This is a genomic window from Marinobacter zhanjiangensis, assembly GCF_014651935.1.
GTDB classification, from domain to species: domain Bacteria; phylum Pseudomonadota; class Gammaproteobacteria; order Pseudomonadales; family Oleiphilaceae; genus Marinobacter; species Marinobacter zhanjiangensis.
In genome coordinates, this window is the sequence record NZ_BMXV01000010.1 from 24,548 (window position 1) to 48,339 (window position 23,792).

Here is a 23,792-nt window from a genome sequence, read left to right on the forward strand (position 1 = left end):
AGCTATCGCAAGTATCTGGCAGACTAGCGGAAAAGTCTAATCGATTCCGTTCCATCTTGTTACAGGTGATAGAATAGTCGCAGTTACCGAGTACTGGAGGCCCCGCCTGTCATGGATATTTCCCGCGTTGACCTGAATCTGCTGGTATACCTGGATGTGTTGCTGCGGGAAAAGAACGTCACCAAGGCTGCCAATCACCTGGGCATTACCCAGCCGGCCATGAGCAACGGTTTGCGTCGATTGCGTGACCTGTTCGATGACCCCTTGCTGGTGCGTACCAGCGAAGGCATGACGGCAACCGAGCGGGCGACGGAACTGCAGCCGATGGTGCGCAGTATCCTCTCCGAGATCGAGCAGGCGGTGCAGCAGAAAACCTCGTTCTCGGCCCATGAAAGCCAGCGGGTATTCCGCATCATGGCCAGTGACTATGCCGAGTCCTGCCTGATGCCCCGGGTATTGCGACGGATCCGTCAGGAAGCCCCCAATGTGATTCTCGACGTACTCACGCCCAGCGATGTCAGCTTCGAGGATGTGGAGCAGGGGCGTCTGGATATGGCGATCAACCGGTTCGACAAGATTCCCCAGTCATTCCACCAGAAAACCCTGTGGACCGAGTATTTTGCGTGTCTGATGAACGTCCGCAACCCGATTCTGCAGGATCCGTTCACCCTCGACAGTTACCTGGAGGCCAGCCACATCTGGGTCAGCAAGACCGGGTTCGGTGTGGGCGTGGGCGTCAACCCGAAAGATGTGCAGCGCCTGGGCTGGGTCGACGAGGCCCTGGGTCTGATGGAGCGCAAGCGGCACATATCCGTGTTTACCCGACATTACCAGGTGGCCATGCTGCTCGCCGAGCAACACGACCTGATTGCCACATTGCCCAGCCGGGCCGCCTGGCTGCAGAAGGACAATCCGCAGCTGGTGATCAAGCCGCCACCCTTCGATATCCCGCCGTTCGAGCTGAAGATGGCCTGGAGCCCGTTGCTGCAGCACAACGCGGACCACCAGTGGCTTCGCCGGCTGGTGGCTGCCGTGGCGGAAGAGGTGGATGAGGAGTTTGCCGATTTCGGGCGCCAGTTCGAGGCGCGGGAGCCAGATGGTCCCCACCGCTCAGAGCGGTAGCTCCCGCAGTTCGAGCGAGGGTCGGGCGGTATCCCACATGCGCTGGAATGCTTCCGCCAACAGCTTGACCCGGCCACTGTCGGCAAAGTTGGCGAAACCCTCCGGCCGATCAAACCGGTGCCGGACCAGGGCTCCCTCACGATCCACCAAAAGGAAGGGATGTTCCACCGGTGGGTAGGCGTCGTTGACCAGGCGCAGGTCGATCGCGCTGGGCAGCCGCCGCATCAGTTCCACCAGCCGGTGGCGGCGTTTCACCAGCAGGGCGTCGTCATGGACCAGCAGGCGGATCTCGCTATTGCGATGATGGCGGGCGAGCCAGGACACAAGATCCCGCAGCCGCTGGCGGTCAAAGAGCTCGTGGTCCAGCACGCGGTCGTACAGCCAGAGTCGCTGGCGGGCCTGTCCGACCAGGCTGTCTATCAGTTCGGGTAACGGGTGGTCGCCGTCAATCAGCCAGCTTTTGTCGTCGCTACCCAGTATCAGTGGCTGTTGTCGCTGGCTGTCTTCGCCAAAATGTCTGGTGGCCAGTGTCGGTGCCAGGCAGCGCATGCCGTAGTGGGGGATGCCGGCGTCATCGTAGGGCTCCGTGCATACATGGAAGCCGCTGCGCTGGTAAAAGGGGACTGCGTGTTCCTGGGCAGACAGGTGCAGGTCTTTTACCTGGTCGGCGGCCTCTGCCATCAGATGTCTGAGTAACTTCTCGCCCAGCCCGCGGCCGCGGTGTTCAGGCAGTACCGCCATGCGACCGATATGGGCGCTGTCATCGAGAGTGTAGAACAGTCGCGCGGTGGCCACCGGCGTGTTGTCCGGCAGCACCGCCAGGAAATGATCGGCGATCTCGTCGGTGTCGTCCCACTCCAGTTCGGGGGGCACGCCCTGTTCATCGATGAAGACAGTCTGGCGGATGTTGCCGAGATCCTGGGGCGCCAGCTGCCAGCTGTACTTGCGGAATCTCACGGTCATTCGAAATAAAGGCTTCCCTGGTTGTAGAGTACGGTCATCAACTCGGCGAGGGCCGGGTCCTGGCACAGGTGTGCGATTTTCGCCGTATCGGGCCGGCTGGACGCGCACAGCAGCGGTGCCAATGGGCGGGCATCGCCGCTGAGCAGGTAGCGTTCGCCGTCGACGAACAGGGCGGTCTGATCATCCAACTCCGTGTAGGCGAAGCGGGAACCCTCGTTCCAGCGCAGTCTGCCGGCGTCCGACAGGGCGCCAACGAGATCGTCGGTGGTGGCCTGGGGCTCGGCGGGAATCACGATATCACTGTTCTTGGGGGCGGTGCTGAACTGTCCGAACCACAGGGCAAGCTGGCGGCGGTCGGACAGGCGCGACCGGATCTCCGCCTCAAGCTGGTCCAGAACACCCTGGCCGATAGTGCCGGGATTGTCGGGCAGGGCCGGATGGCTGTCGGGGAGATGGGCCGATACGTCGGTCTCCGAACAGAGAAAGTCCGTGAAGCTGGTCAGCAGGTCATCCACCGTGGGCGCACGGAAGCCCACGGACAGGGTAATGCAGTCATCCTCGGCCACGCCGTGATGACCGATGCCCGGCGGCAGGTAGAGCATGTCGCCGGGTTCCAGCAGGACATCCTCCTGCGGCTGCCAGTCTTTCAGGATGCGCAACGGGGTACCTTCGACCCTTGGCGACTGTTCGCTGCACTGGCCGCCAAACTGCCAGCGCCGGTGGCCTTCTGCCTGCACCAGGAAGACATCGTACTGGTCATAGTGGGGGCCGACACTGCCGCCGGGCGGGGCATAGCTGGCCATGATGTCATCCAGCCGCCAGTTGGGTATGAAACGGAAGTGATCCAGAATATCAGCCACTTCCGGCACCCAGTGGTCCAGCCCCTGCACCAGCAGGGTCCAGTTGCCCGTCGGCGGGGAGGTGAAGCGATCCGTGCTGAACGGGCCGTTATGAAGTTGCCAGGGGTTGCCGTTCTCCTGTTCCACAACAATCCGCGACTCCACCGCCTGTTCGCAGGCCAGCCCGGCCAGTTCGTCGGCGTCCACCGGGCATCCGACGCCATCAGGAAACGCCTGGCGGATAACCAATGGCTTTTTCTGCCAGTACTCCCGCAGGAAAGTTTCGGCGGGCATGCCGCCGGGCAGTCGGTCAGGTACGGTCATGATCCGATATCACCAGCTTGTTGGGCGGCATTGCCGGTATAGCGGGCCGGCGTCAGCGCCATGAGTTCATCTTTCGCTGCCTGGGGGATGTCCAGGTTCTGTACGAAATTCTGGATCAGCTCCGGACTCATGTCCTTGCCCCGGGTCAGTTCCTTGAGTTTTTCATAGGGTTTTTCGATGTTGTAGCGACGCATCACCGTCTGGATGGGCTCCGCCAGTACTTCCCAGGCGTTATCCAGGTCTGCGGCCAGGCGTGCCGGGTTCACTTCCAGCTTGCCCAGGCCCTTGAGGGTCGACTCGTAGGCGATCAGGCTGTGGGCAAAACCCACGCCCAGGTTGCGCAGCACGGTGGAGTCGGTCAGGTCCCGCTGCCAGCGGGAAATCGGCAGCTTGCTGCCCAGGTGTGCCATGAGGGCGTTGGCGATGCCCAGGTTGCCTTCGGAGTTCTCGAAGTCGATGGGGTTGACCTTGTGGGGCATGGTGGATGAGCCGATTTCCCCTTCCACGGTCTTCTGCTTGAAGTAGCCGAGGGAAATGTAGCCCCACAGGTCCCGGTTGAGATCAATCAGGATAGTGTTGAAGCGCGCCACGGCATCAAACAGCTCGGCAATATAGTCGTGGGGTTCGATCTGGGTGGTGTAAGGGTTCCAGGAGAGGCCCAGCCCTTCCACAAAGTCTTTGGCGCTGGCGGCCCAGTCCACGGACGGGTAGGCGGAAAGATGGGCGTTGTAGTTGCCCACGGCGCCATTGATCTTGCCCATCAGTTCCACCTTGCGGATCTGACCGAGCTGTCGGCGCAGGCGGTAGACCACGTTGGCCAGCTCCTTGCCTACGGTGCTGGGGGAGGCGGTCTGACCATGAGTGCGGGACAGCATGGGCTGTTCTGCATGCTCCAGTGAGAGCGCCTCCAGGCGCTGGACGATCCGGTCCATGGCGGGCAGCAGGCCGTCGTCCAGACCTTCCCGCAGCATCAGCGCGTGGGACAGGTTGTTGATGTCTTCCGACGTGCAGGCGAAGTGAACGAACTCGGTGACAGCGTGAAGTTCCGGAATCGGGGCGATCTTTTCCTTGATGAAGTATTCCACTGCCTTGACGTCGTGGTTGGTGGTGCGCTCGATGGCCTTGATGGCCTCGGCATCCACCAGGCTGAAATTGTCGATCATGTGATCCAGGGCATCTGTGGCGCTGGCGCTCAACGGGGGTACTTCGGTAATGTCCGGGTGAGCGGCCAGCTGCTGCAACCAGCGCACTTCCACCTTGACCCGGTTACGGATCAGCCCGTACTCGCTGAAAATTTCCCGGAATACCGAAACTTTATTGCCGTAGCGGCCGTCCACCGGAGAAATGGCGGTCAGGCTGGTCAGTTCCATCAGATTTACACCTCATCAGAATCGGGCAGGGCGCAGAAGGCTGCGACGGCCTGCGGGTAAAAAAAACTGGCGTTTATGATACACCAGCGTGAGCCGCAATTCAGCGCCAGGGATGCTGGTGGTCAGGGGTGGCAGGCCAAGGGTGGGCAGACTATTCGGAGTGGTAGACCGACTGGTTGGCCTTCTCGGCCAGTTCCCCGGCGATGGCAGCCACCTTGCGGCGGCGGAAAATCAGCTGCCAGCGGCGCCCGCCGGTCTGGCGCCAGAGTACCGCCGAGCGGATGCCCGCCAGTAGCAGGGCGCGGACCCTGGCAGCATTCTCCTCCCGCTGCAGCACGGACGGATCGCCCGTGACCTGGATGCGCAGGCGGAAGGTGCTGATGGTGTCTGTATAGACCGAGGCCAGGTTGCTGATCAGGTTACTGTGTACATAGCCGAAATGATTGGCGGTGTGACGGGCCTGATCGATGCGTTCGCCGATGGCGCCCATCATGTCACGTTTACGATTGAGGCTGGATTCCAGCTGGATCAGGTTCAGGCTGTAGCGGAGGATGTCCATGTCCTGCTGGCGGGTCTGGTTGCTGAGGATCTTGGCAAGGGCATCCAGGCCCTCGCGCAGATTCATCAGTTCGCCACCATAGACATCCAGGGTGTTGTCGGGGTTGGTCACGAACAGCGAACGCAGGCTGGTTTCCAGGGTGGACTCGGCGCAGCGTCCCTGGTGAGCCACCTGGCTGACCAGGGTGGCCGCCTGAAAAACACCGGCCAGGGCCAGGGTCTGGTCGGTCAGGGATTTGCTCAAGACGCCTCCGTCGCCATGGCCGGCGCAGAAGGTTCCGCCTGGTCGTCGCGCCAGGTGGTCTCGATCACCGCACCGCCAAGACAGACTTCGCCGTGATAGAAGACAACGGACTGGCCGGGTGTGACGGCCCGTTGCACCTCGTCGAAGATCACCCGGGTGCCGTGGGCGGTGACGATGACCTCACAGTCCTGGTCCGGCTGGCGATAGCGGGTCTTGGCCTTGCAGCGGAAACGTTGCGCCGGCGGCTCCCCCGCCACCCAGTCTACCGGCCCGCTGAGCAGGCCGCGGGAAAGCAGCAGGGGATGATGTTTACCCTGTACGGCTATCAGCACATTTCGCTCCAGGTCCTTTTCCGCCACGTACCAGGGGTCGTCACTGAAACCCGCCAGGCCACCGATGCCCAGACCCTGGCGCTGGCCAATAGTGTGGTACATCAGGCCCTGGTGGCGACCGATGACGTGGCCGTCGGGGGTCTGGATATCGCCGGGCTGCGCGGGCAGGTACTGCTTTAGGAAATCGCTGAACTTGCGTTCACCAATGAAGCAGATACCGGTGGAGTCCTTCTTGTCCTGGGTCACGAAGCCCTGTTCCGCGGCGATGCGCCGGACCTCGGGTTTTTCCAGCTCACCCACCGGGAACAGGGTGCGGGCGACTCTTTCGCCGGATACCGCATGCAGGAAATAACTCTGGTCCTTGTTATTGTCCAGTCCTTTCAGCAGCTGGGCCCGGCCGGGGTGATCCGGGTCCGGGCGCTGGCGGGTGTAGTGACCGGTGGCAATAAAGTCGGCGCCCAGGGTCACCGCATAATCCAGGAACGCCCGGAATTTCACCTCCTTGTTGCACAGGATATCCGGGTTGGGGGTGCGGCCGGCACTGTATTCCGACAGGAAGTGCTCGAACACCCGGTCCCAGTATTCGGCGGCAAAGCTGGCAGTGTGCAGGGCAATGCCGATAGCGTCCGCTACCGCCTGAGCGTCGGCGAGGTCGGTCATGGCGGTGCAGTATTCGGTGCCGTCATCCTCGTCCCAGTTCTTCATGAACAGGCCTTCCACCCGGTAACCCTGATCCTTCAGCAGCCAGGCCGCCACGGAGGAGTCCACACCGCCGGACATGCCGACAATGACCCGGGTATCTTCTGGTTTGCTGGAAACGGGCTGATTCATGGTGCTAATGGGTACTGGTTACCGGTGAATGTCTGGAGCGGAAGTGTAACATTGTTCATGGTTACTTCGCTTCCGGCTCAACGATGATATCCAGGGGAAATCGTCGCCCATCCCGGTAATCCAGTATGCAGTCGAGCACCATGGGGCTGCGCAGGCGGCTGCCGAGACCCCGGATTTCATCCAGGGTCAGCCAGTGGGCGGCCACGATGTCGTCGTCCAGCTGGTCGGTGACGTGGCGCAATGGGCGGGCGGCAAAACAGAAGCGGAAGTAGGTGACGCCGTTGGCTGGTGCAATGTAACGGTACATGCCCAGGAAGGCCTCGGGCTCGACCTCCCAGCCCGTTTCCTCGAGTGCTTCCCGGCGTGCGGCCTCGGTGATGGCCTCGCCTTCCTCGATATGGCCGGCGGGCTGGTTGAAAACAATCTGTCCGCTGATGTGCTCTTCCACCAGCAGAAAGCGTCCGCGGTCGTCTTCCACGATAACGGCGACGGTAGCGTGTGGTTTCCAGGTCATGGGGATTTCCGTTCAGGTTTGCGTCGGAGCTGGCGCTGGCCGGGCGTTTTCCCGGGGTGCGCCCGAGCCTTGCCCGGCCTGCGCGCGGAAGCGGGTGAGTGAATGGTAAGACTGCGGTAGGCACCCGGAGCAAGCCCTTCAAGACTCCACTCACCGATCTGCCAGCGCACCAGCCTCAGGGTAGGGTGCCCGGTCGCTGCGGTCATGCGGCGCACCTGCCGGTTGCGGCCCTCGGTGAGTTTCAGTTCCAGCCACGACGTGGGAATTCTGGCCCGTTCCCGTACCGGCGGGTTGCGGGGCCAGAGTGCCGGTGGATCAATGCGCCGTGCACTGGCCGGCCGGGTGGCGCCATCCTTGAGATGCAGTCCGCGCCGCAGCTGTTCAAGCGCCTCGTCGCTGATATTTCCTTCGACCTGGACCAGGTAGGTTTTGGTCATCTTCTGGCGTGGTGAGGCAATGCGATGCTGCAGTCCACCGTCGTCTGTCAGCAGGACCAGGCCTTCAGAGTCGTAGTCCAGTCGGCCGGCGGGATAGACATGGGGCACATCGACGTAATCCCCCAGAGTCGCCCGACCCTGATCATCACTGAACTGGCAAAGGGTATGGAAGGGTTTGTTGAGCAGGATAAGAGCAGCCATCCTGACATGTTAACAGACTTCCATCTGTTGACCGTCAGGGATGGCTTGTGATCGCGGTGCTGCCGGCCCGAAGTCAGCCGTTGACCATGCGAACCACGTTACTCGTGCGTTCCTGCCCGGCATCGTCTCTGGCTGGCCGGGACTCCTGGCCCTTTGTCGCCGGTTGCTGTTCCGGGACGATGTTGACGGCATGAACACCCTTGTCGCTGGGTTTCTTTTCAAAGGTTACCGGCTGCCCGGCTTTGAGGGTTTTATACCCTTCCATCTGTACCGAGGAGAAATGTGCAAACAGGTCATCACTGCAGCCCTCTTCGATAATGAAGCCATAACCCTTGGCGTTATTGAACCACTTTACTTTGCCCCTTGGCATGATGAACTCCCTTGTCCCGTCATTATCTGTCTTAACGGTTGGCCTCGGTGGAGACCGCCCGATTACGGTGTTTTACACAATTTTACATTGCAGGATTTACTTTTGATCATTCGTCGTTGCGAGTCAACACCAAAGTCGCGGGAATTACTGATTGTGCACATTACATCCTCGTTAAGGAGGTATATGCCCCAATGATATCGACAGATTTGTGTGTTTATGTGTCGCAGGGTTATAGCCCGGGAATGGTTAAAAGCGACAGATCTAAGGCCGCTGTCCACCCCCGTACGGCAGGCAAGCGAAAACCACCCGGCCGGCCTTGCCGGTTGCTATTGCTTCGCACTGGTTGAAGAGGGGGGCGACGCGGTATGATGATTGATTGAACCCGGTGGCGGTTTTGCTGTCGTAACTGTGTCGGTTGCCTGTTCGTTCAGAGAATGGTGGTGTGGCAGACAAACACACTGCATCCTGACGGGCAGGATAGCGGCATAGAAGGCGTCCAGTGGCACAGCAAAGCATTCCCGATCTTGAAAACCCGCCTCCGGACACCCATCTTATGTCACAGAAACCGACATCCGGTAACAGAATCATGCGGACTCTGAGAAATTCTCTACTAGTATTGAGTCAGGGGGATCAAAACGGCGAGGACGAGCCCGGTCGCGAAGACAGCGTCAGTGTGGCGCCGGAAAAGCCGGCCCTGAAACGGCCCGCCCGATACCAGGTGGTTCTCCTGAATGATGATTACACGCCCATGGATTTCGTCGTGGATGTGTTGATGAAATTCTTCGCCATGAACGAAGAAAAGGCGACGCAGGTGATGCTGCTCGTCCATACGCAGGGAAAGGCCGTATGTGGGGTGTATACCCGGGACATCGCGGAAACGAAAGCAGCGCAGGTGAACCAGTATTCCTCCGAATGCGAGCAACCGCTGCTGTGCGAGATAGAACGTGCGGACTGACTGACCTTATGCGGGGTGGCCCATGCTGAGCAAAGATCTAGAAATTACGCTGAATGCCGCGTTCCGGAATGCCCGGGACAAGCGTCATGAATTCATGACGGTTGAGCACCTGTTGCTGGCATTGCTGGACAACGATTCAGCGGTGGGCGTCCTTAAAGCCTGCGGGGCAGACCTCCAGCGTCTGCAGGATGACCTTACCGAGTTTGTGGACTCCACCACGCCGCTGATACCCGGCACTGATAACGAAAGGGAGACCCAGCCAACTCTGGGCTTCCAGCGTGTCCTGCAGCGGGCGGTCTTCCATGTCCAGTCTTCCGGCAAGAAGGAGGTGACCGGCGCCAACGTGCTGGTGGCCATCTTCAGCGAACAGGAGAGCCAGGCGGTTTACCTGCTCAAGAAACAGAACATTGCCCGCATTGATGTGGTCAACTTTGTTTCCCATGGTATCTCGAGAGTACAGGGCGCCGAGGATCAGGAATCGCCGGATCCCGCCGCGCAGGAAGAAGGGGCCGAAGAGGGCTCCTCCAACAAGCCACTGGAAGCCTATGCCTCCAACCTCAACGAGCAGGCCCGTCAGGGGCGTATCGATCCGCTGATCGGTCGTGAACATGAGGTCGAACGGGTGGTGCAGATCCTGGTGCGTCGCCGCAAGAACAATCCGCTGCTGGTGGGTGAGGCCGGCGTTGGCAAGACCGCCATCGCAGAGGGTCTGGCAAGACGCATCGTGGACGGACAGGTGCCCGATATCATTTCCGATGCGGTGGTCTACTCTCTCGATCTGGGTGCGCTGCTTGCCGGCACCAAGTACCGGGGCGATTTCGAGAAGCGGCTGAAAGGTCTGCTTGCCGAACTCAAGAAGGAAAAGCGGGCGATTCTCTTCATTGACGAGATCCACACCATCATCGGCGCCGGTTCGGCTTCCGGTGGCGTGATGGACGCCTCCAACCTGCTCAAGCCGATGCTCGGCTCCGGTGAGATTCGCTGCATTGGCTCCACCACCTTCTCCGAGTTCCGCGGGATTTTCGAGAAGGACAGCGCGCTGGCCCGTCGTTTCCAGAAGATTGATGTGAACGAGCCCAGCGTTGACGACACTTATGAGATTCTCAAGGGGCTCAAGCCGCACTTCGAGAAGCACCATGATCTGAAGTACACCGACAAGGCCCTGCGTGTGGCGGCTGAAATGGCGGACCGGTACATTTCCGACCGCCATCTGCCGGACAAGGCCATCGACGTGATCGACGAGGCCGGTGCGCGCCAGCGGCTGTTGCCGGAAGCCAAGCGTCGTAAGGTGATTGGCGTATCCGCCATTGAAGATGTGGTGGCCACCATCGCCCGTATTCCACCGAAGAGTGTGTCCAGCAACGACAAGGACCTGCTGCGCAATCTGGAGCGGGACCTGAAGATGACCGTGTTCGGCCAGGATCCGGCCATCGAGTCCCTGTCCAATGCCATCAAGCTGGCCCGGGCCGGACTCAAGGCGCCGGAGAAGCCGGAGGGTGCCTTCCTGTTCGCCGGCCCCACCGGTGTCGGCAAGACCGAGGTCACGCGCCAGCTGGCGAAGGTTCTGGGCATCGAGCTGGTCCGCTTCGACATGTCGGAATACATGGAGCGCCATACCGTGTCACGGTTGATTGGTGCGCCTCCGGGGTACGTTGGTTTCGACCAGGGTGGCCTGCTGACCGAATCCGTGAACAAGCACCCTCATTGCGTGCTGCTGCTGGACGAGATCGAGAAGGCACACCCGGAAGTGTTCAACCTGCTGCTGCAGGTAATGGATCACGGCACGCTGACCGACAATAATGGCCGCAAGGCAGACTTCCGTCATGTCATCCTGGTGATGACCACCAACGCGGGGGCCGAGGATATCAGTCGCCGCTCTATTGGTTTCCAGGAGCAGGACCACAGCACCGATGGCATGGAGGTGATCAACAAGATGTTCACTCCGGAATTCCGCAACCGCCTGGATTCGATTATCCAGTTCGGCGGTCTGGCACCGGAAATCATCACCCACGTGGTGGACAAGTTCCTGACCGAACTTCAGGCCCAGCTCGACGAGAAACACGTGGTGCTGCATGTGGATGATGAGGCCAAGCTCTGGCTGGCGGAGAAAGGATACGACCCGACCATGGGCGCACGCCCGATGGCGCGCCTGATCCAGGACAAGATCAAGCGTCCGCTGGCGGAGCAGATCCTGTTTGGTGCGCTGTCCGAAAACGGCGGCGAGGTGAATGTCCACCTCAAGGACGGGGAGCTGGTGTTCGAGTACGAGGACGAGCCCGCCGAAGCGGTCTGACAGTGGGCCCCCTGGTTCAGGGGGCCACCAGCAACCCGGTCGTCATTAACAACAAAAGCCCCGCCATGGCGGGGCTTTTGTTTGTGCAGATGTCAGGCCGCTGATCTGTCGGCCCGGCAGACTGACGGCATTAACGGGCGCGATAGACGATACGGCCCTTGCTCAGGTCGTAGGGGGTCAGCTCGACCTTGACCTTGTCGCCAGTTAGGATGCGGATGTAGTTCTTGCGCATCTTGCCGGAGATGTGGGCAGTGACAACGTGACCGTTGCTCAGCTCCACACGAAACATGGTATTCGGAAGCGTATCAACAATAACGCCTTCCATTTCAATGACATCTGATTTCGCCATTCAGTACGAACCTCTCTTGATTGGGTTTCCCTGATTCTGGAATGGCGCAATTCTGCCTCATTTGCAGGCGATTGGCAAAAAAAGCGTCCATTCGGCGTAAGTTTTTTCCTATGGAATTACCGAGAGGCTAGTGTTCAGGCAGACTAGGATCAGGATTTGTCCGAATCCGGATCAAACTCCTGCCACGAGCCATCGATGAGTGCTTCAATGGGGCGGTAGCGGGTCTTGTAGTTCATTTTGCGGCTTTCACGGATCCAGTAGCCCAGATACAGCCACGGCAAACCCCGCTCCCTGGCTTCGCGGATCTGCCAGAGAATGGCCAGTGTGCCCAGGCTACGCTGGTCGTGATCCGGGCTGAAAATGGTATAGATGGCAGACAGGCCGTCTTCCAGTTCGTCCAGGACCGCAAGCCCGATGAGTTCGTCGCCGACGCTCATTTCCAGAAACCAGCTGTTGGTGGCGCCTTCCACCAGGAATGACTGGAACTGGTCCCGGGACGGAGGGTACATGTCACCATCGGAGTGGCGTTCGTTAATGTAACGGGCGTAAAGCTGGTAGAAGCGCTCGGAAAACCGGGCGGGCACAAGATTGAAGGTGACATCCTCATTGCGTTTCCATACCCGCCGCTGGGACCGGTCGGGCCGGAAGGCGCGGGTGTCCAGGCGAACAGGGACGCAGGCATTGCAGTATTCGCAATGGGGCCGGTAATAATGGGAGCCGCTGCGACGAAAACCCAGGGCGGTCAGTTGGGAGTAGAGGCGTTTGTCCACATTGGCCCTGGGGTCCACAAACATGGTGGTGGCCTCACGGCCCGGCAGGTAGCTGCAGGTATGGGCCGGTGTTGCGAAGAATACCAGTGTTCTCAGGCTGCTCATTCAGTGCCCCTTAACCAGTGGTCCCTGAATGGTATGACAGGGCACCGGTTTCATGTCCCGGACTTTTGCCCTGCCAGGTCCAGTCCAGTCTCCAGCGGGTGTCCCGGGGTGGGTGGTCAACATTTTCTCCCAGTATAGTCAGGAATGCCCGCCGTGGAATAGTTTGTGCCCCCATTGTCAGCAAATGCGGGCTTTCCACCTGACAGTCCATCAGCCGGTAGCCCGAGCGCTTCAGTTGTCCACATAAATGCACCAGTACCGCCTTGGAGGCGTTGGTCTCCAGGGAAAACATGGACTCGCCAAAAAAACAGCGCCCGATAGCAAGCCCGTACAGGCCGCCTACCAGTTCGTCCCGCTGGTTCCAGGCCTCGATGGAATGGGCGTGACCCTGACGGTGGAGCTCGATATAGGCCTGCTCCATATCGTCGGTAATCCAGGTGCCTTCCGGACGCGTGGAGCCGCACAGGTGGATAATACGGCGGAAGGCTTGGTCCGTGCTGATCCGGAAGCGCTTCTGGTTCAGGGTCCGGCGCAGGCTGCGGGACACATGAACGTCGTCGGGAAAGAGTACACAGCGGGGGTCCGGAGACCACCAGAGGATGGGCTGGTCATCGCTGAACCAGGGAAAGATACCGTGACGGTAGGCAAGCAGCAGGCGCGCGGGCGACAAATCGCCCCCGATAGCAAGCAGGCCGTCGGGTTCGTCAAGGGCTTCCTCCGCCGGTGGAAACCACAGCTGATCCGGATCAAGCCAGGGCAGGGCGCTCATCGGGTCTGCCTCTTACTGCCTGTCCCGGCTTCTGCCGGGGCAGGCGATTTCAGGGTCAGATTCAGCCCTGCTGATCCAGGAACTTCTCGGCATCCAGGGCCGCCATGCAGCCGAAGCCGGCCGAGGTTACCGCCTGACGGTAGACGTGGTCCGCCACATCGCCGGCCGCGAAAACCCCGGGCACGCTGGCCTGGGTGGCCATGCCTTCGAGCCCGCTGCGAATGCGGATATAACCGCCTTCCATGTCCAGCTGGCCTTCGAACAGCTCGGTATTCGGGCGATGGCCAATGGCGATGAACACGCCGGCCAGGTCCCGCTCCTCGGTGCTGCCGTCCTTGGTGTTGCGGATGCGCATACCGGTTACGCCGGTGCCGTCACCCAGTACTTCATCCAGGGTGTGATCCCAGACAATCTTAACGTTGCCGTTTTCGGCTTTTTCGAACAGCTTGTCCTGCAGAATCTTCTCGGCGCGGAGCTTGTCACGGCGATGGACCAGGGTTACCTCATCGGCGATATTGGAGAGGTAGAGCGCTTCCTCAACGGCGGTATTGCCGCCACCGATTACCGCAACTTTCTGCTTCTTGTAGAAAAAACCATCACAGGTGGCGCAGGCGGATACGCCCTGACCCTTGAACTTCTCCTCCGACTCCAGGCCCAGGTACATGGCGGAGGCGCCAGTGGCGATGATCAGTGCATCGCAGGTGTACTCTCCGCTGTCACCCTTGAGCCGGAACGGGCGATTACGCAGATCGGCCTCGTTGATGGTGTCATAAACCACGTGTGTCTCGAAACGCTCGGCATGCTTGAGCATGCGCTGCATGAGTTCCGGTCCCTGCACACCGTCATTGTCACCGGGCCAGTTGTCGACATCGGTGGTAGTGGTGAGCTGGCCACCCACTTCAATGCCGGTAATCAGGGTAGGCTGCAGGTTGGCGCGGGCCGCATAGACTGCGGCCGTGTAACCGGCCGGGCCGGAGCCCAGGATGATCAGTCGGGAATGCTTGGTGTCGGTCATTGCTCGAGTCTCTTCGATTATCGGTGACGATGGTCCCGGGGTGCCCAAGGGTGTCAGATCCCGGTCATTATGAGTATCGGGGCACCCGGCTGTCCATCAGGGTCGTTTGCAGATTTTCCGAGGACGGAGAGGATACCAATGTGCGCCCCAAACGCGAATTTGATTGCCGCAATTCTGCCGATTGAGCGGTACTATTCCTGACCCGGTAGCCGTTATCAGCCGCGACCAATGACCGGTACCTGGTCCAGCAGCTGCCTTACCCGTTGCTCCCCCTTGCCACTGTCGCCCTGTTCCAGCCGGTGAGCGGCGATGGCAGGAAACACCGTCTGCACGTCGTCCGGCAGCACATGGTGACGACCCTGCATCAGCGCCCATGCCCGTGAGGCCCGCACCAGGCCGAGTCCGGCCCGGGGTGAAAGACCATAAAGCAGCCCCGGCATCCGACGGCTTTCTTCCAGCAGGCTCTGGATGTAGTCCAGCAGGGCCGGGCTGGTGCTGACCCTGGCCACGCCTTCCTGCAGCGTCTTGAGGTCATCGATGTGGAACATGGTCCGCAGTCGTTCGGTCATCTGGCGCCGGTCTTCCCCCTCCAGCAATTCACGCTCTGCCTTCGGATCCGGGTAGCCCAGCCGCAGCCGCATCAGGAAACGGTCGAGCTGGGACTCCGGCAGAGGGTAGGTGCCGCCCTGTTCCGCCGGGTTCTGGGTGGCAATCACAAAGAATGGCAGCGGTAGCGGGCGTGTTTCCCCTTCGATAGACACCTGGCGCTCTTCCATGGCTTCCAGCAGGGCGCTCTGGGTTCGCGGTGAGGCGCGGTTGATCTCGTCGGCCAGCACCACCTGGGCGAAGATCGGGCCCTGGTGAAACACCAGCGAACCGGCCTCACGGTCGTACATGGAAAAACCCAGCACGTCTGCCGGCAGCAGGTCGTTGGTGAACTGGATGCGCTGGTAACTGAGCCCCATTACCTTGGCAAGGGCATGGGACAGCGTGGTCTTGCCCATGCCGGGGATGTCCTCGATCAGCAAATGGCCCTGGGCCAGCAGCCCGCACAGGGCAAGCCGGATCTGCGGTTCCTTGCCAAGAACAATGTGGTTAAGCTCGGTGATCGCGGCGTCGATCAGTTTCTTCATGGAAGGCCCGTTGTTTGTGTGTCAGTCCCGTACCCGTTTGAGTATGTCGTTATAGGCGTCGATACGCCTGTCTCTCAGGTACGGCCATAGGCGGCGAACGGACTCGCTGCGGTGCTGGTCGATATCCACCGTCAGAACTGCTTCCTGGTGCTCCTCCGCCCGGCTCAGCACTTCGCCCTGGGGGCCGCAGATAAAGCTGTTACCCCAGAAGCGGATGCCGGCTGACTGGCCGGAGGGGTCGGGTTCGGTGCCCACCCGGTTGGGCGCGATCACCGGCAGGCCATTGGCCACCGCGTGGCCACGCTGCACGGTGACCCAGGCGTCCAGTTGCCGGGCCTGCTCGTCGGGGTCATCGGTGGTATCCCAGCCGATGGCGGTGGGATAGATCAGCAGATCGGCGCCGGCCAGGGCCATCAGGCGGGCGGCTTCCGGATACCATTGGTCCCAGCAGACCAGAACGCCGAGCCGGCCCACGGAGGTGTCGATGGGTGTGAAGCCATTGCGGCCGTCATTGCAGGTGGCGTCGCCGGGGGTGAAGTAGAACTTCTCATAGAACCCGGGGTCGTCCGGAATGTGCATCTTGCGGTAGATACCGGCAAGGGAGCCGTCGGTTTCCACCACCACGGCGGTGTTGTGGTATACGCCGCTCATGCGGCGCTCGAACACCGAGCCCACCAAAACGATGCCCAGTTCCCCTGCCAGTGCGCAAAGCCGGTCCGTGGTAGGGCCGGGAATGGGCTCCGCCAGGTCAAAGACCGAGGTGTCTTCTGTCTGGCAGAAGTACAGGGTAGCGTGCAGTTCCTGTAATACCACCAGTTGCGCACCTTCACTGGCGGCCTGCCTGACCAGCCGTTCCGAGGTGTCGAGGCTGGCGGTCTTGTCGTCGCTGCAGGTCTGCTGGATGGCCGCGACCCTGAGATTCCGGTTGCCGGTCATAGTTCCACCACACCCCGGGGCAGTTGCATGGTGACGCAGTGCAGGCTGCCGTGTTGCTCCACCAGGGTGCGGCAGGGGATGGGGATGATCTCCCGGTCCGGAAACAGATCGCGGCAGGTGGCCAGTGCGGCCTCGTCCTGGGCCACGTTGTAGGTGGGCATCAGCACGGCGCCGTTGATGATCAGGAAATTGGCGTAGGTTGCCGGCAGGCGCTCGCCATCAGCATCCAGTATGGCCTCGGGCCAGGGCAGCGGGACGAGCTGATAGGGCGAGCCGTCAGCCTGGCGGAACAGGCGCAATTCCTCTTCCATGGCGGCAAGGGCCGGATAATGCTCGTCTTCGGGGTCGTCGCAGCGAACATAGCAGATCCGGTCCGGCCCACAGAAGCGGGCCAGGGTGTCGATATGGCTGTCGGTATCATCGCCGGCCAGATAGCCGTGGTTGAGCCAGAGTACCCGCCTGGCACCAATGGTCTCGCCGAGCAGGGCTTCGATGGCAGCGCGATCATAATCCGGGTTACGGGTTGGCGTCATCAGGCACTCGCTGGTGACCATAACGGTGCCCTGGCCATCGGATTCGATGGAGCCTCCCTCCAGAACGAAATCTACTGTTTCCAATGGGGTGTCGCCGAAGCAGCCAGCATTGGCCAGATGCCGGTTGAGGGCGTTGTCCTTCTCCCAGGGGAACTTTCCGCCCCAGGCGTTGAAGCGGAAATCGATCAGGCTGGTGCCGTCACTGGTCTGTACCGCAACAGGTCCGTGGTCCCTGGCCCAGGTGTCGTTGGCAGGGGCGGGAACACAGTGGGCCCTGCCCGGTAGATCATTTTCGCGGGCCCAGTTGTTCAGTTCCTTCTCGAGCTGCTCTGCCCGGAACACATGCTCACAGCTCACCAGCAGGTTCTCGAACTGCAGAACCGCCCGGGCAATGGCGAGGAACACCGGTTCCACTTCTTCAAGTCGGCTGAACCAGTCGGTCCCGGGGTGGGGCCAGGTCAGCATGACGGCACTCTGGGGTGCCCATTCGGCAGGCATCACGCGTGTCGAGGTCAAAGTTGCAACCATCCTGTCAGAGGTTCACGGTCTGGAACCGGCTACTGGGTCCCGCGTCGGGTTTTGCCGCATTCTACCCATTTGATGGCGTAACGTCAGGCCTGGTGTCTCGTTTGGCTAATTCGCAGTAGATCAGCGAATTAGCCAAACGAGACACCAGGCCCGCGCACAACTATCAGCGGGAGTGTCGGGCGACGGTATGAATGACATGGTTGTATTCGAAGTAGACCACGAAATCGTCATAGTGCCACTGGGAAATGGGGGGATCACCCACCGGACCGGAGGTGCGGGCCGGGTCACCAAAGCGCTTGCGCACGGTTTCCCGGGTCTGGCCGGTGTCTGGCAGCTTGATGGATTCACGGTCACCCTGGGACATGACCGGCACCTTGACCTGTTCGGCCTGTGCCAGCGGGATGAACCCGGTTCCCAGTGCCGTCATGGCAAGACTCGCAGCCATGGCTGCGGACATCAGCTTGTTCATTGTCAGTTCTCCTGAAACTTCTTTAATAATCAGCCCGGTCTATTATTACCATTATTGCGACGGTTCGCTGCCCTGTCTCTGTCGGATCTGCCATGCCATGACGTGTTTCGCAATCTGCTGGCGGTCGGCGTCCAGTATGTCAATAAATGAGGTATGTATAAGTGCCCGGCTGGCGCCCCGCGGGCTCTCGATTGGTGTGACCTCCACGACTTCCGCTTTTACCTGAGGCCGGTAAAGCTCGGGCGGAAGTGTCAGGCGCAGTGCAAGGATATCGCCCGGTGACAATTCATTGGCGGTCACGGTGAAGCTTACGCCGCCTTCACTCAGGGTAACGTCCCGCCACTGTTCCGGTTGCAACGGATTTTGCTCAAAGGCCATAATGCGCGCCAGCGTATCAACCTTGCCGTTCAGCGACTTGAGCACGGAAGCCGCCAGCCGGTCCCGCTCCGCCAGTAAAGGAAGCTGGTTGCGGAACTCCTGGTCCAGACGTTTCAGCTCCGATTCGAGACTGTCCAGATGATCCTCGGCGAAAGGATTGTCTGCCCCGGCGTCGCCGGGGTGAATCCGGCAGTATTCCAGGCCGATCCGGTCCTCGATGCGGAAGAAATCCCGGCGGTCGGGCGTGTGTTGATCTGACGACATCTGGGCTCCAGAGCAGCAATGGGGGGCAGGTGGTGCCGGCCGCAGTACCCGGTACCAGGCCTGAAACCGACAGAATACCCGTTTTTTGAACAGTTTAGCAGCTTCCCGGTGGCAAGAAAGCGGGGGCACTCGATCCGACTTCCGGCAGTGACAGGCGACCTGTATGTTTCGACCTCTCTCGTTTTACATTGGTTTGCGGTACACCGCAGCCAAGCGACGAAACCACTTTATCTCGTTTATTTCCCTCACTTCCATGATCGGCCTGATGTTGGGCGTCGCCGTGTTGATCATTGTCCTGTCAGTGATGAACGGCTTTGACCGGGAACTGAAAGAAAAGGTGCTGGGCATGGTGCCCCACGCCGTGGTCAAGGGCGACCCCTACCTGGCGGACTGGCAGGAGGTGGATCAGAAGGTTACCGAGCATCCGCGGGTGCTGGCCGCGGCTCCCTTTATCGAGGGGCAGGGCATGGTCACCGGTGGTGGCAACGTCCGCGGCGTGTTGATCAAGGGGGTGGTGCCTGAAGAAGAGGACACCGTTTCCATCATATCCAGCCAGATGATCGAAGGGCAGCTGGATGACCTGAAAGCCGGCGAGTTCGGTATTATCGTGGGGCGCCCGCTGGCGGCCAGCCTGCGCCTGGAGGTGGGCGACCGCCTGACCATCGTGCTGCCGGAGGCTTCCGTCAGCCCGGCAGGGGTGATGCCCCGGCTCAAGCGCTTTACCGTCGCGGGGATTTTCAGTACGGGGGCGGAGCTCGATGGTAACTACACCCTGGTCCACATGGAGGATGCCGGCAAACTGATGCGAACCGGTGGACTCGCGGAAGGGGTGCGCCTGCTGGTGGATGATCTGTTTGCGGCCCCGGCAGTGGCGGAACAGGCCGCCCTGAGTCTTGGTGGACGCTACTACATCTCCGACTGGACCCGGACCCATGGCAGCCTGTTCAGTGCCATCCAGATGGAAAAGACCATTATCGGGTTGTTGCTGATGTTCATCGTGGCAGTGGCGGCGTTCAATATTGTGTCGACCCTGGTCATGGTGGTCACCGACAAGACCGGGGATATCGCCATACTGCGGACCATGGGGGCGACACCGGGCCGTATCATGCGGATCTTCATGGTCCAGGGGGCCGTGATCGGGGTCTTCGGCACACTGGTGGGGACCACCCTCGGGGTGCTCGGGGCCTGGTACATCAGCGACTTGATCAGTGGTCTGGAAAATCTGCTGAACCACCAGTTCCTGAATGCCGATGTCTATTTCATCAGCTATCTGCCTTCCCACCTGCAGTGGGCTGACGTGGCCATTATCAGCACCGCAGGGCTGGTCATGAGTCTGCTGGCAACCATTTATCCCGCCTGGCGGGCGTCCCGTGTCGATCCGGCGGAGGCTCTCAGGTATGAGTGAGGATGTATCCATGCAATCGAGCCAGCGGCCTGTCATTGAATGCCGGACCATCACCCGTACCTACCGGGAAGGCCCGGCCACACTGACGATATTCTCCGACATTTCTCTCACCGTCGGGGCGGGGGAAACCGTGGCCATTGTGGGAAGCAGTGGCGCCGGCAAGACCACCCTGCTGAACCTGCTGGGCGGTCTTGATCGCCCGTCGTCCGGTCATATTGCCATCTGCGGCGAGGAGATCCATCGCCTGAGCGAGGCCCGGCGGGCCAGATTCCGCAATCGGCACCTGGGCTTTGTGTACCAGTTTCACCACCTGTTGCCGGAATTTTCCGCCCGCGAGAACGTGATGCTGGCCTGCACCCTGGGGGGCATGGCGATCAGGGAGGCAAAGGAGAGGGCCGACGACATGTTGGCGCAGGTCGGGCTGGCGGAACGTCTGGAGCACAAGCCCGGCGAGCTCTCCGGTGGCGAGCGCCAGCGGGTGGCCATTGCCCGCGCTCTGGTAAACGAACCCGAGTGCGTATTGATGGACGAACCGACCGGCAACCTGGACGAGCAGACCGGAGAAAGCGTCCAGAAGCTGATAGAGAGCCTGCGGGACCGACTTGGCATCGCCTTCGTGGTGGTGACCCACGATATGGTGATCGCCCGCAGTATGGGCCGGGTGCTGAAGCTGGAACAGGGCAAGCTTCACCCGGCCTGACGGCAACGGATGCTGTGCTGGGTGAGCCAGTCAGACCCGGTGGCGGCGCTGGCGCCAGTCCAACCGCACCCTGCGACGCCAGAGGATCTGGATAAGCAGGTAGCTGATGCAGGCCAGCATCGTCGCCACCGCTATCGAGCCGATGTACAGCGGAATGCCGATCTCCACGATGCGCTCGCTGAGCCACTGCCACGATGGCTGGAACTCGAAGGTGATCACCGGCCGATCCAGCAGCATGGCACCTATCTTGTAATTGAAGTAGAAGATGGGAGGCATGGTCAGCGGGTTGCTGATCCATACCAGTGCCACCGCCAATGGCAGGTTGGCATTGAGCCAGATGGCACCGAAGGCCGCCGCCAGCATCTGCGCCGGCATGGGAATGAACGCAAGAAAAACGCCAATCAGGAACGCCCGCGCGATGCAGTGCCGGTTGACGTGCCACAGGTTGGGTTCATGAAGGATATCCCCGAGGAAGTGCAGCGACTCGATGGCGCGGACTCTCTCCGGTGACGGGATGTAACGTTTCATGAACTTCTTCGGCATAACGAAGAAACGCCTGGTTGCCTGGATGGCCCGACAGGGACAAGCCGGGGTCCGCACGCCTGGTGATGGAACGCCGGTGTTGGCGCCCCGCTATCAGTCGTCAGCAGGGCTCCTCAAGGGTATGGGGCACCAGGAATGCCCTTTCAAGGATAAGGACGGTCGACTCAATGGGCGCACGGATCGCCGCCTTCGCCTGCGGCGTCATCATACTGTACTCAGGGCTTTTCACGCCACCTCGGGCGCTGGTTGTGTCGGTTGCTGGCGTGACTCTGCTGGGGGCTTTGCTGGCAGGTCACCGGGCGGGCCGCTGGCGCGGTGGCGCAGGGCTGGCCATCTGCCTGTTTGTGGGCCTTGCCTGTGCGGCGCTGGTCAGCCAGCAGCGGCTGGATGACCGCCTGTCACCCGCTCTGGAAGGTGACCAGCTGACGGTATCCGGCTACCTCTGCGACACGCCTTCTCCCGGAGCCTGGGACAGTGTCCGCTTCAGCCTGTGCCTGGATGACCGCCGACCCGCGGGTGTGCCGCGCCGGTTGCGACTGGCCTGGTATGGGGATGAGGCCACTCTGAGCCTGCCGAGCCCGATGACTGCCACCGTTGTCCTCAAGCGCCCACATGGTGCCGTGAACCCCGGTGGATTCCGCTACGAGACCTGGCTTTTCCGTCAGGGGTATGGTGCCACGGGTTCGGTTCGCAGTGTCACTGCCCGTCCCGGTGACGGTTGCGGGTTGCCATGTCGCTATCATCGCTGGCGCCAGGGGCTGGTGCTCGCGGGTCATGACTCGCTGGACAGCATGGAGTATACCGGGCTGGCATTGTCGCTGCTGCTTGGCTATCGCGGAGAGCTGTCCAACCGGCACTGGCAAGTGTTGGAGGCCACGGGCACCATCCACCTGGTGGCTATTTCCGGCCTGCACCTGGGGCTGGTGGCCACACTGGCCGCTGTCGTGCTGCGCTGGCTTGCGCTCAGGTTGCCGCGTCGGGAGCCCCAGCCCCGGCGCCTGCGGGCGGTGCTCTGGCTGGGAGTGGCGACGGTGGCGCTCAGCTATGCACTGCTTGCCGGGTTTACTGTGCCGACACGGCGGGCACTGGTCATGGTGGTGGTTGCCGGCTGGCTGTTGCTGGTGGGGCGCCTGTCCACGACCTGGCATGGCTGGCTGCTGGCGCTGGGAGCGGTGCTGTTGCTGGATCCGGTCTCACCGCTGGATCAGGGGTTCTGGCTGTCATTCTGCGCGGTGGCGGTGTTGATCCTGGTATTCAGCCGGCGACAGGGTCAGCCCGGTGCCTTGCGGGCACTGGTCCTGGCACAGGCTGCCGTCTTCGCCGGCCTCTGGCCGGTGCTGTCCGTGCTTGACCAGGGGGCTGCGTGGGCAGGGCTGGTGGCCAATATACTGGCGATCCCCTGGCTGTCGCTGGTGGTGATGCCGGTGCTGATGATTGGCGGTCTGATACTGCTGGTCACGGCCGGGCAAGCCGGCGCGTGGGTCGGTGTGCTGTTCGATGGTGTGCTCGGTGCCTTGTGGTGGGTGCTGGAAAATCTCGCGGCCGTGGGTCTCCCGGCGGGCCGGGTTCCGGTGTTTCTGGCCGTGGCGGTGGCCTGTGTGGTGCTGGCCGCCTTGTGGGTGCCGGATCGCCGGTTCCGGTGGTCTGCCGTCCTGGTGGTCGCGCTGATGCTGGTGGGAGCGGGGATTCCCAAAGGCAACCGTTGGCAGGAAGCGCCCCAGGTCTGGGTCTGGGATGTGGGGCAGGGCCTGTCGGTGCTGGTCCGTCACCGGGACGAGACCCTGATTTACGATACCGGGCCTGAGTCCGCCTCGGGCTACAACGCCGTGTCGGACGTGCTTATACCGTCCTTCGACCGGCTCGGCGTACGGTCCCTGGACACCCTGGTGCTCAGTCATGGTGATCAGGACCATGCCGGCGGCCTGTCGGTACTGTTTCGTCGCTATTCCCCGGAGAGGATCATTTCGGGCGAGCCTGCCAGGCTGCAGGAGGCTACCGGAGGGCGCGCGGTGGTTTCCTGCCAGCGCCATGGCCCGGTCCCGGTGGGTGAGGTGGCGGTGTCATTCTGGCAAGCCGAGCCGGCAGTGACCGACGATGCCAATGACCGGTCCTGTGTGATGCTGATCCGCTACGGCCGTCAGCAGATCCTGTTGCCCGGTGACATTTCCAGACGCACTGAGCAGGAGATGCTCAGGGGCTGGCCAGTAATGACCTCTGAGCACCATGACCTGACCCTGATCGCGCCCCATCACGGCAGCAAGACCTCCTCGGGAGAGGCATTCGTGGCCCGGCTGGCGCCGCAAAAGGTGATCTTCACGGCGGGCTATCGGCATCGTTACGGACATCCGCACCCGGATGTGGTGGCGCGATACCGGGCGGTTGGCAGTAGTCTGCTCAACACCGCCACTTCGGGTGCTCTGAGACTGGACCTGAGGCCTGGCCGGGTTGACGTCGTCCGCTGGCGGGAAGGTGCCCCGTTCTGGATCCGGGGGCCGGAGCCGGCCGGTAGTGAGTAACTCTTCCCATCCGTCGCTTTCGGGTG

General features: G+C 61.4%; 24 protein-coding genes. 6 read left to right on the forward strand and 18 right to left on the reverse strand.

Going from position 1 to position 23,792, the window contains the following annotated elements; all coding sequences use genetic code 11:
* The first annotated feature begins 111 nt into the window (after positions 1-111).
* Positions 112-1,122, forward strand: a complete 1,011-nt coding sequence (locus IE079_RS17540) for a LysR family transcriptional regulator (protein ID WP_189578161.1) — start codon at positions 112-114, stop codon at positions 1,120-1,122.
* Here the strand turns inward: IE079_RS17540 and IE079_RS17545 are convergent.
* From IE079_RS17545 to IE079_RS17580, 8 genes are all read right to left on the reverse strand, one after another.
* Positions 1,111-2,085: a GNAT family N-acetyltransferase gene (locus IE079_RS17545; protein WP_189578163.1), complete on the reverse strand. Its 975-nt coding sequence runs from the start codon at positions 2,083-2,085 to the stop codon at positions 1,111-1,113. The two genes, IE079_RS17540 and IE079_RS17545, sit on opposite strands and share 12 nt — an antisense overlap.
* The gene (locus IE079_RS17550; RefSeq protein ID WP_189578165.1) at positions 2,082-3,248 is read right to left on the reverse strand and encodes a cupin domain-containing protein; all 1,167 of its coding nucleotides are present in this window, start codon (positions 3,246-3,248) and stop codon (positions 2,082-2,084) included. The genes IE079_RS17545 and IE079_RS17550 overlap by 4 nt, the downstream gene beginning before the upstream one ends.
* Positions 3,245-4,618 carry an adenylosuccinate lyase gene (gene purB, locus IE079_RS17555; RefSeq protein ID WP_189578167.1) on the reverse strand — a complete coding sequence of 458 codons (1,374 nt, stop codon included), beginning with the start codon at positions 4,616-4,618 and terminating at the stop codon, positions 3,245-3,247. The genes IE079_RS17550 and purB overlap by 4 nt, the downstream gene beginning before the upstream one ends.
* Before the next feature lie 151 nt (positions 4,619-4,769).
* Positions 4,770-5,420, reverse strand: coding sequence for a high frequency lysogenization protein HflD (gene hflD / locus IE079_RS17560; RefSeq protein ID WP_189578169.1), 651 nt, complete (start codon positions 5,418-5,420; stop codon positions 4,770-4,772).
* Positions 5,417-6,583, reverse strand: coding sequence for a tRNA 2-thiouridine(34) synthase MnmA (gene mnmA / locus IE079_RS17565; RefSeq protein ID WP_189578172.1), 1,167 nt, complete (start codon positions 6,581-6,583; stop codon positions 5,417-5,419). The genes hflD and mnmA overlap by 4 nt, the downstream gene beginning before the upstream one ends.
* A gap of 61 nt (positions 6,584-6,644) precedes the next feature.
* A complete protein-coding gene (locus IE079_RS17570) occupies positions 6,645-7,097 on the reverse strand; it encodes an NUDIX hydrolase (protein ID WP_189578174.1) in 453 nt (150 codons plus the stop codon).
* Complete coding sequence (locus tag IE079_RS17575) at positions 7,094-7,735, reverse strand: pseudouridine synthase (protein ID WP_189578176.1); 642 nt, start codon at positions 7,733-7,735, stop codon at positions 7,094-7,096. The genes IE079_RS17570 and IE079_RS17575 overlap by 4 nt, the downstream gene beginning before the upstream one ends.
* Positions 7,736-7,808: 73 nt before the next feature.
* The gene (locus IE079_RS17580) at positions 7,809-8,105 is read right to left on the reverse strand and encodes a cold shock domain-containing protein (protein ID WP_308427791.1); all 297 of its coding nucleotides are present in this window, start codon (positions 8,103-8,105) and stop codon (positions 7,809-7,811) included.
* Between the two features lie 586 nt (positions 8,106-8,691).
* On the opposite strand from IE079_RS17580, the gene clpS reads away from it, so the two are divergent.
* Positions 8,692-9,060, forward strand: a complete 369-nt coding sequence (gene clpS / locus IE079_RS17585; RefSeq protein WP_189578350.1) for an ATP-dependent Clp protease adapter ClpS — start codon at positions 8,692-8,694, stop codon at positions 9,058-9,060.
* A 22-nt stretch (positions 9,061-9,082) separates the two neighbouring features.
* Complete coding sequence (gene clpA / locus IE079_RS17590; RefSeq protein ID WP_189578178.1) at positions 9,083-11,353, forward strand: ATP-dependent Clp protease ATP-binding subunit ClpA; 2,271 nt, start codon at positions 9,083-9,085, stop codon at positions 11,351-11,353.
* Positions 11,354-11,483: 130 nt separating this feature from the next.
* Here clpA and infA read toward each other — a convergent pair whose 3' ends face one another.
* The 9 genes from infA to IE079_RS17635 form a co-directional block, all read right to left on the reverse strand.
* Positions 11,484-11,702, reverse strand: a complete 219-nt coding sequence (gene infA, locus IE079_RS17595) for a translation initiation factor IF-1 (protein ID WP_008938619.1) — start codon at positions 11,700-11,702, stop codon at positions 11,484-11,486.
* Between the two features lie 149 nt (positions 11,703-11,851).
* A complete protein-coding gene (locus tag IE079_RS17600) occupies positions 11,852-12,577 on the reverse strand; it encodes an arginyltransferase (RefSeq protein WP_189578180.1) in 726 nt (241 codons plus the stop codon).
* A gap of 10 nt (positions 12,578-12,587) precedes the next feature.
* On the reverse strand, positions 12,588-13,346 hold the full coding sequence (gene aat, locus IE079_RS17605) for a leucyl/phenylalanyl-tRNA--protein transferase (protein WP_189578182.1): 759 nt from the start codon (positions 13,344-13,346) through the stop codon (positions 12,588-12,590).
* A 61-nt stretch (positions 13,347-13,407) separates the two neighbouring features.
* Positions 13,408-14,361, reverse strand: a complete 954-nt coding sequence (trxB, locus tag IE079_RS17610; protein ID WP_189578184.1) for a thioredoxin-disulfide reductase — start codon at positions 14,359-14,361, stop codon at positions 13,408-13,410.
* Positions 14,362-14,576: 215 nt separating this feature from the next.
* Positions 14,577-15,494 (reverse strand): AAA family ATPase, encoded by a 918-nt coding sequence (locus IE079_RS17615; protein ID WP_189578187.1) that lies wholly within the window; start codon positions 15,492-15,494, stop codon positions 14,577-14,579.
* 21 nt (positions 15,495-15,515) lie between these two features.
* Positions 15,516-16,430, reverse strand: a complete 915-nt coding sequence (locus IE079_RS17620) for a carbon-nitrogen hydrolase (protein WP_189578189.1) — start codon at positions 16,428-16,430, stop codon at positions 15,516-15,518.
* Positions 16,427-17,461 carry an agmatine deiminase family protein gene (locus IE079_RS17625; RefSeq protein ID WP_189578353.1) on the reverse strand — a complete coding sequence of 345 codons (1,035 nt, stop codon included), beginning with the start codon at positions 17,459-17,461 and terminating at the stop codon, positions 16,427-16,429. Before IE079_RS17625 ends, IE079_RS17620 begins: the two co-directional genes overlap by 4 nt.
* Before the next feature lie 193 nt (positions 17,462-17,654).
* The gene (locus IE079_RS17630; RefSeq protein ID WP_227712587.1) at positions 17,655-17,960 is read right to left on the reverse strand and encodes a phosphodiesterase; all 306 of its coding nucleotides are present in this window, start codon (positions 17,958-17,960) and stop codon (positions 17,655-17,657) included.
* A 51-nt stretch (positions 17,961-18,011) separates the two neighbouring features.
* Positions 18,012-18,602: a PilZ domain-containing protein gene (locus IE079_RS17635; protein ID WP_189578191.1), complete on the reverse strand. Its 591-nt coding sequence runs from the start codon at positions 18,600-18,602 to the stop codon at positions 18,012-18,014.
* A gap of 163 nt (positions 18,603-18,765) precedes the next feature.
* On the opposite strand from IE079_RS17635, the gene IE079_RS17640 reads away from it, so the two are divergent.
* Together IE079_RS17640 and IE079_RS17645 are read left to right on the forward strand one after the other, a co-directional pair.
* Complete coding sequence (locus tag IE079_RS17640; protein WP_189578193.1) at positions 18,766-20,007, forward strand: lipoprotein-releasing ABC transporter permease subunit; 1,242 nt, start codon at positions 18,766-18,768, stop codon at positions 20,005-20,007.
* On the forward strand, positions 20,000-20,707 hold the full coding sequence (locus IE079_RS17645; RefSeq protein ID WP_189578195.1) for an ABC transporter ATP-binding protein: 708 nt from the start codon (positions 20,000-20,002) through the stop codon (positions 20,705-20,707). Before IE079_RS17640 ends, IE079_RS17645 begins: the two co-directional genes overlap by 8 nt.
* Positions 20,708-20,737: 30 nt before the next feature.
* Here IE079_RS17645 and IE079_RS17650 read toward each other — a convergent pair whose 3' ends face one another.
* Positions 20,738-21,250: a DUF2062 domain-containing protein gene (locus tag IE079_RS17650; protein WP_189578197.1), complete on the reverse strand. Its 513-nt coding sequence runs from the start codon at positions 21,248-21,250 to the stop codon at positions 20,738-20,740.
* Positions 21,251-21,417: 167 nt separating this feature from the next.
* Between IE079_RS17650 and IE079_RS17655 the strand changes: the two genes are divergently transcribed.
* Entirely contained in the window at positions 21,418-23,766 is a 2,349-nt protein-coding gene (locus tag IE079_RS17655) for a DNA internalization-related competence protein ComEC/Rec2 (protein WP_189578199.1), read from the forward strand.
* The last annotated feature ends 26 nt before the right edge of the window (positions 23,767-23,792 follow it).